Annotated in this window: 6 protein-coding genes; 5 read left to right on the top strand and 1 reads right to left on the bottom strand. The window is 53.5% G+C overall.

The features are described from left to right. The first annotated feature begins 269 nt into the window (after positions 1-269). Positions 270-884 carry a 30S ribosomal protein S3ae gene (locus tag ACXJJA_RS07975; RefSeq protein ID WP_456487686.1) on the top strand — a complete coding sequence of 205 codons (615 nt, stop codon included), beginning with the start codon at positions 270-272 and terminating at the stop codon, positions 882-884. Between the two features lie 96 nt (positions 885-980). Next, complete coding sequence (locus ACXJJA_RS07970) at positions 981-2138, top strand: MBL fold metallo-hydrolase (protein ID WP_456487685.1); 1158 nt, start codon at positions 981-983, stop codon at positions 2136-2138. Positions 2139-2196: 58 nt separating this feature from the next. On the opposite strand, the gene ACXJJA_RS07965 is transcribed toward ACXJJA_RS07970, so the two are convergent. After that, positions 2197-3417, bottom strand: a complete 1221-nt coding sequence (locus ACXJJA_RS07965; protein ID WP_456487684.1) for an asparagine synthase C-terminal domain-containing protein — start codon at positions 3415-3417, stop codon at positions 2197-2199. Between the two features lie 307 nt (positions 3418-3724). Between ACXJJA_RS07965 and aspS the strand changes: the two genes are divergently transcribed. From aspS to tfb, 3 genes are all read left to right on the top strand, one after another. After that, positions 3725-5035 carry an aspartate--tRNA(Asn) ligase gene (aspS, locus tag ACXJJA_RS07960; protein WP_456487683.1) on the top strand — a complete coding sequence of 437 codons (1311 nt, stop codon included), beginning with the start codon at positions 3725-3727 and terminating at the stop codon, positions 5033-5035. 192 nt (positions 5036-5227) lie between these two features. Beyond that, positions 5228-5515, top strand: coding sequence for an H/ACA ribonucleoprotein complex subunit GAR1/NAF1 (locus ACXJJA_RS07955; RefSeq protein WP_456487682.1), 288 nt, complete (start codon positions 5228-5230; stop codon positions 5513-5515). Further along, complete coding sequence (gene tfb, locus ACXJJA_RS07950) at positions 5503-6216, top strand: transcription initiation factor IIB (RefSeq protein ID WP_456487681.1); 714 nt, start codon at positions 5503-5505, stop codon at positions 6214-6216. The genes ACXJJA_RS07955 and tfb overlap by 13 nt, the downstream gene beginning before the upstream one ends. Positions 6217-6229: the final 13 nt, after the last annotated feature.

Genomic DNA, 6229 nt, shown 5'->3' with positions numbered 1-6229 from the left:
TGAGAACGTATGTCCTCGCAAGGGTGCGCATCTAAATCTTTGGGGATGATACATTTATTACAATGGATATAGCAGCAAAACAGCACATGCGGCGGCACCTCTCTCCAAATCTGGCTACATACCAAGTGGCATAAGCTCCATGATTAAGGGTGCGAAGTGAGTCTTTATGAAAGCTGACCAAAGCTCTGCCGCATCCAAAACTTTAAATATGTTGGAATCCGATAGGCAGAAAGGATAAGTTTTCATTGCTCAACCGAGCAGGTGGGAAAGTGGTCAGGAAAGACAAGTGGAGGGCAAAGCAGTGGTATGAAGTAGTGGCGCCGGAGATGTTTGGCAAGATAAAGGTAGGAGAGACGCTCGCCGACGACCCCAAGAAGCTAATGAGTAGGAAAGTGGAGATGTTGCTCAGCGACCTCACGAACGATATAAAGAACCAGAACTTAAAGCTCATCTTGCAGATATGTGATGTGGATGGCAACGTTGCCCACACGAAGCTCGTCGGGCATGTGATAAGCAGAGACTACCTGCGAAGCCTCGTCCGGCGGCGCAGCTCGAAGGTGGACACCTACATCAACGTCACGACTAAGGACGGCTATATCGTCAGGATTAAAGCCTCCTGCTTCACGCTGAGGCGTGCGAGACGCTCGCAGGAAGAGCTGATACGGAAGATAGCAGCGGAGACCATAAGTGAAAGGGCGAAAAAGCTCGAATTTTCAAAATACATGCAGGAGGTCATTCTTGGGAAACTCGCCTCCGACATTTATAAGAATGCAAAAAAGATTTATCCTTTGCGGCGAGTAGAAGTATTTAAGAGCGAGGTGCTGTCCGAGGGCGGCGGCGCAGCGCTCGCTATCAAGGAAAAAGCGAAGGTACAAGCGAGTTAGGGGGTATCGAAAATCGAAATAAGGTTCCTTGGCGGCTGCAACGAGGTAGGGCGTTCGGCAATCCTAATCGATGGGAAAGTTCTGCTGGACTATGGGATGAAGCCTGCCGACGTGCCGGAGTTCCCGGTTGGTGAGGCTTTCCCCGAGGTTGTTGTGGTATCGCATGCGCACCTTGACCATTCGGGCGTCGTGCCGAACCTCATGCGCTCGTCGCCGAGTGTTTATATGACGCCTGTCACGAGGGAGCTGCTCTACATCCTATGTAAGGACACTCTGAAGCTGGGGAAGGAGCAGGGCATCTGCGTGTTTGATAAGAGGGACTTGAACGACCTGATGAACTATGCGTTCATGATGCCGTATCGAGAGCGTTTCTGGTCGTCGGGCTACGAGTTCGAGCTCTACGATGCCGGACACATCCCCGGCAGCGCCTCGGTACACGTGCGCAGCGAGCGGGACGACCTAAATCTGTTCTACACAGGCGACATTAAATTAGAGGACACACGTCTGTTAAAAGGGGCGGACATAAACCCGCCGGAAACTGACGTCCTGATAATAGAAAGCACATACTTCGGGGAAAAACACCCCGACCGGCGAGAGCTGGAAGAGCGTTTCGTGGCGTCCGTCGAGGAGACGCTGGACGCCGGCGGCAACGCCATCGTGCCGTGCTTCGCAGTCGGGCGGACGCAGGAGATGGTAATGATTCTGCATGCGCACGGGATTACGCCATATGTTGACGGTATGGGGCTGAGCGTGCTCCGCAAGATTAAAAAGCACCTGTCGTTCATGAGGGACAGAGAGGCGCTTGTCGAGGCTTTCAAGGATGCCCGCTTCGTCACGCCGAAGAGCAGGAAGAAAGTTCTTTCGGAGCCGTCCGTCGTGGTAACGACGGCAGGCATGCTGAACGGCGGACCCGCGCTCTACTATCTTGAGAGGATAAAAGACGACCCTCGCAGCAAAATCTTGCTCACCGGCTACCAAATCGAAGGCACTAACGGGCGAAGGCTGCTTGAAGAGGGTGTCATCGAGCTGAACGGCGGCACAGTCAAAGTGAAAGCACAGGTGGAGCAATATGACTTCTCGGCGCATGCCGACGACTCAGACCTGAAGATGCTCATCGAACGCTTCTGCGAGCGAGGCGTCGAATACGTGTTCACGGTGCATGGCGAAAATGCGGCGGCGTTTGCAGCGTGGATTCGAGAGAACTTTGACTGCCAGAGCTTTGCTCCTAACCTCGGAGAGTCGTTTGTGATTTAAGACGCACGAGCAGGACGAGGCGATTCGGATTCAGCAAGGTAAGTTGAAAACGCAAGGCTCAGAGTTGCCTTGACAGAGCCATAAGGTAATCGCTTTTCCTTTTAAAGCCGTGCTGCTTTGCGAGTTTTTTGAGTGCCTTGTCGAAGCCGCTGCCGTATTGTGCTGCCCTTTTTCTGCGTAGCGCCACCGCCTCATTCACGCCGACGCTCGCGGCAACGAGCCGCAGGATGTATTTGCTCACGACACCACTACTATCGATGTCGCAATGCAGCTTCCACGCCGCCGGCAACCCTAAGGCAAAAGTTACGAGCCGCCTGTCGAGGAACGGCAGCCGTAGCTCTAAACCCTGCGCCGCTGCCACTACGTAGTCCCTGTAAAGGTCGCGCTCATGCATCGAAAGCAGTCCCTCTAAGCACGCTTCGTTCAGCCTTTCCAAGCCTGCAGCCCTGTGCCGCTCGTAGCCCGCAAACAGCTCTTCGGAACCGAGCCCCGAAAACACAACGCTCACGTCCCTCGCCGCAAGACGGCAGGCGGCGAGCAGCGGAAGCGCCACGCCGACCTTGACGACGTCCGGCTCCTCAAGGATTTTTAAAACCTCCTTCACGAGCGGCTCGACCTCGTCGAAACGCACAACCGCCTCCTCAAGCTCGAAGCCATGTAGCTCGGCAGATGCCCGTGCCCACCTCAGGTCCTCAGCCTCAGTTCCGCTCCAAGAAACGCCAGCGGCGTAACACACAAAGTCCGCACCTAAATGCTTGCAAATCATCGCGAGAAGTGTAGAGTCCACACCGCCAGAAAACAGGACGCCGACACGCCTCCCCTGCTCAAGCCGCTTTGCAACAGCGTCGAAAAGCAACTCTCTTAGCTGCTCTTTCGCAACTTCAAAGTCCGACGGTGGCGACAACGCTTCGAAAAAGCGACGACGCACCGCCCTCATTTCCCGCTCCCGAAAATTAAAAAGCAGCAACTCCCTTGGGTTAAGCGCCTTCACCTCAGCAGACACCGGCAGACGCCGCCGCAGCTCGCCACGCAGCGACGAAAAGTAAATACAATAGTCGTGGACGGTATACCAAAGCGGTCTGACGCCCAGCACGTCCCTCACAAGAACGACGACGACGCCGTCGCTGAACGCAAAGGCGTAGTCGCAATCTAAGTCGAGAGCTTCAATCCTCCCCGCTTTAACCTCCTCGAAGAGCGATTTTAGGTCGGGAACGCCCTCGTAGCAAGTAATGTCTGCGCGGACGCCCGCCTCCCCCTCGCAAAAATGCCCTGAAATCACAAAATAAAGATTAGCGTCTCTGATTTAGCAGTTACGCTTACTTCGCGAGACCGCCTCATGGAAGTAATAGCGTTTGCCATTCCCGCCGTAAGGGCCACTTTTGAGGTCAGAAAAAAGTGCCGAGTGCGTGCCACATCACAATTAAGAAGAAATAGTAGAGTGGATTAATTAAGATATTCTACAGAAATGAAAATGCAGAAGGTCGCTAAGAAAGCTGCTCATTTGAGGGGAGGAAGTATCCTCGCCACGTGTCAATTATTTAACTTCAAATCTAAAGAGAAGCGGCGGCAGGCAGCGAGGTGAAAAGATGGAAGGGCACGTCCCTAGGACGCATTACTCCAAAGAGATACGCCCGGAGATGGACGGCGAGGAGGTCGTGGCGGCGGGCTGGGTGCACGAGCGCCGTGATCTCGGCGGCTTGCTCTTTTTGATACTCAGGGATAGGGAGGGCTTCGTCCAAGTAACGCTGCGCAAGGACCGGACGAGCGAGAAGCTTCTTGAGTGTGTTAAGCGGCTGAGCAAAGAGTCGGTCGTCTCGGTGCGTGGCATCGTGCGCAGCGACAAAAGGGCGCCGAATGGATGCGAGCTCATCCCCAAGGAGATAAAGATGCTGAGCGTAGCCGAGACGCCGCTACCGCTCGAAGTTTCAGGTCGCATAAGGTCTGAACTTGATACAAGGCTCGACGTTCGGTTTCTGGACCTGCGAATCCCGCGTAACCGGGAAATCTTCAGAATACGGAGCGAAGTTCTGAAGGCGATAAGAAGGTTTTTGGACGGGCGGGGCTTCATCGAGGTGAATACCCCGAAAATCGTGGCGGCGGCGACCGAAGGTGGCACCGCCCTCTTCCCAATTTCGTATTTTGAGCGGGAAGCCTTCCTGAGCCAGAGCCCGCAGCTCTACAAGCAAATGTTGATGGCGACCGGACTCGACAGGGTTTACGAGATTGCGCCGATTTTCAGAGCCGAGGAGCACGACACGACGAGGCATTTGAACGAGGCGACGTCCGCCGACATCGAAGCGGCGTTCGCCGACCACGAATGGGTGATGCGCACGCTGGAAGCGCTTATCGCCTCCGTTTACGAGAACATCCGGGAGAATTCCAGCGGAAGCCTTGAGGTTCTAGGGGTAGAGTTGCCGGAGGTGAAGCCGCCATTCGAGCGGATAACCTATACCGAAGCTTTAGAGCTGCTGGCGGAGCGTAGCGTCGAGCTTGAGTGGGGGGAAGACCTGAGCACCGCCGCCGAGAAAACGCTCGGTGAAATCATGGGCGCCCACTATTTCATCGTGGAATGGCCGACGAGCGTCAAACCCTATTACACGATGCCTTTCGAGAGTCGTGAAGAAGTCTGCAAAGCGTTCGACCTCATGCATCCAAGAATGGAGCTTGCCTCGGGATCGCAGAGGATTCATGACTATGAAATGCTACGTGCGAGCATAGAGCGGTGCGGGCTGAGCCCTGAAAGCTTCAAGTTCTATCTGGATGCGTTTCGCTACGGCATGCCGCCGCATGCCGGCTGGGGGCTCGGCGTCGAAAGACTCCTGATGACCATGCTCGAAATCGAGAACATTAGAGAGGTCATCCTCTTCCCCAGAGACCGCAAAAGGCTCGTGCCGTAGCACGTTGCCGCAGCGTCTCCCTGCGGCCGGCGATTTTTGTCTCCATTTTCACCAAATAGAGCAGTCCAAAACAAAAAAGCTCTTCGTATATAGTCGCTTTCAGTCGCTTCATAATACCTCTGCAATCAAAACACATCGTTAAATTTATATAATAAGTTGCGCAAATAATGATGAACTGAAAAGGAGGGGACTTTGAGGAAGATAGGAAACGTGCTTCACGTGTTAGATAAGACTTTAGTAGTGAGGGGCGGAAGGGAAGTTGTTGCTTCTAAATTAGTTGGTTCTTTTGTTGCTGTGGGAGACGGCATCATGGGGAGGATTAGTGACGTATTTGGACCTGTAAAGAAGCCGTATATGAGCGTGCGTATTTTAGAGGGGGTTAACCGTGTAGAGGCGTTGGGGTTGTGCGGGAAAGCTGTGCATCTTAGGGCACGGAAGGGAAGAAAAGAGCGGAAAGAGGGGCGGCAATGGAAAAAGTAAGCATGAAAACAGGCGGGCGGACGGACGAAGAGCGGGCTCGTTTGTATAAGCTGAGCAAGTGGCATCGAAAAATGCGGATGAGTGAGACGATGCGAAGGAATTTGGCAATAGCGGAGCCGGAGATAGAAAGAATGGCTTCTGAGCTTTCGATTCCTGCGGATGTTAAAGAGCGTTGTCTTGAGATATATAAGATGGCGGTGGAGCGAGGTTTGATAAAAGGGCGAAGCATAGAAGGCGTGGTCGCAGCCTCCATATATATGGCGTGTCGGGAGTGCGGCATGCCCCGGACGCTGGACGAGATTGCAGCAGCATCCCTCAGCAAGAAGCAGGTTAAAAACAAAAGAGCCATACTGGAGACGAAAGTCGAGGTGGGGAAGATATACAGGTTCCTGCGTAAGGAGCTTGAGATAAAATTGCCAGTGGTGTCTCCCATGGAATACATAAACAGGTTTTGTAAAAGGCTCAAGCTGAAGGACGAGACCAGAGAGAAAGCTATGGAGATAGTAAGTGAAGCGTCGGAAAGGGAATTAATCAGCGGGAAGGGTCCGATAGGGATAGCAGCCGCCGCCATTTACATTGCTTCAATCTTATGCAACGATAAGAGGACGCAGAAGGACGTCGCCAACGCTACGGGCGTCACGGAAGTTACAATACGCAACCGGTATAAGGAACTTGTGAGCAAGTTGCGTATTAAGTTTTGACAATGCAAGGAGA

The organism is Candidatus Alkanophaga liquidiphilum (assembly GCF_053996935.1).
The sequence above is the reverse complement of the archived record's forward strand: the minus strand, read 5'-3'. Positions and strand labels throughout refer to the sequence as shown.

Bases quoted from the DNA above. Each gene is read 5' to 3' on its own strand.
- ACXJJA_RS07970 (WP_456487685.1), top strand. From the start codon at position 981: ATGAAGCCTGCCGACGTGCCGGAGTTCCCGGTTGGTGAGGCTTTCCCC.
- tfb (WP_456487681.1), top strand. From the start codon at position 5,503: ATGGAAAAAGTAAGCATGAAAACAGGCGGGCGGACGGACGAAGAGCGG.
- aspS (WP_456487683.1), top strand. From the start codon at position 3,725: ATGGAAGGGCACGTCCCTAGGACGCATTACTCCAAAGAGATACGCCCG.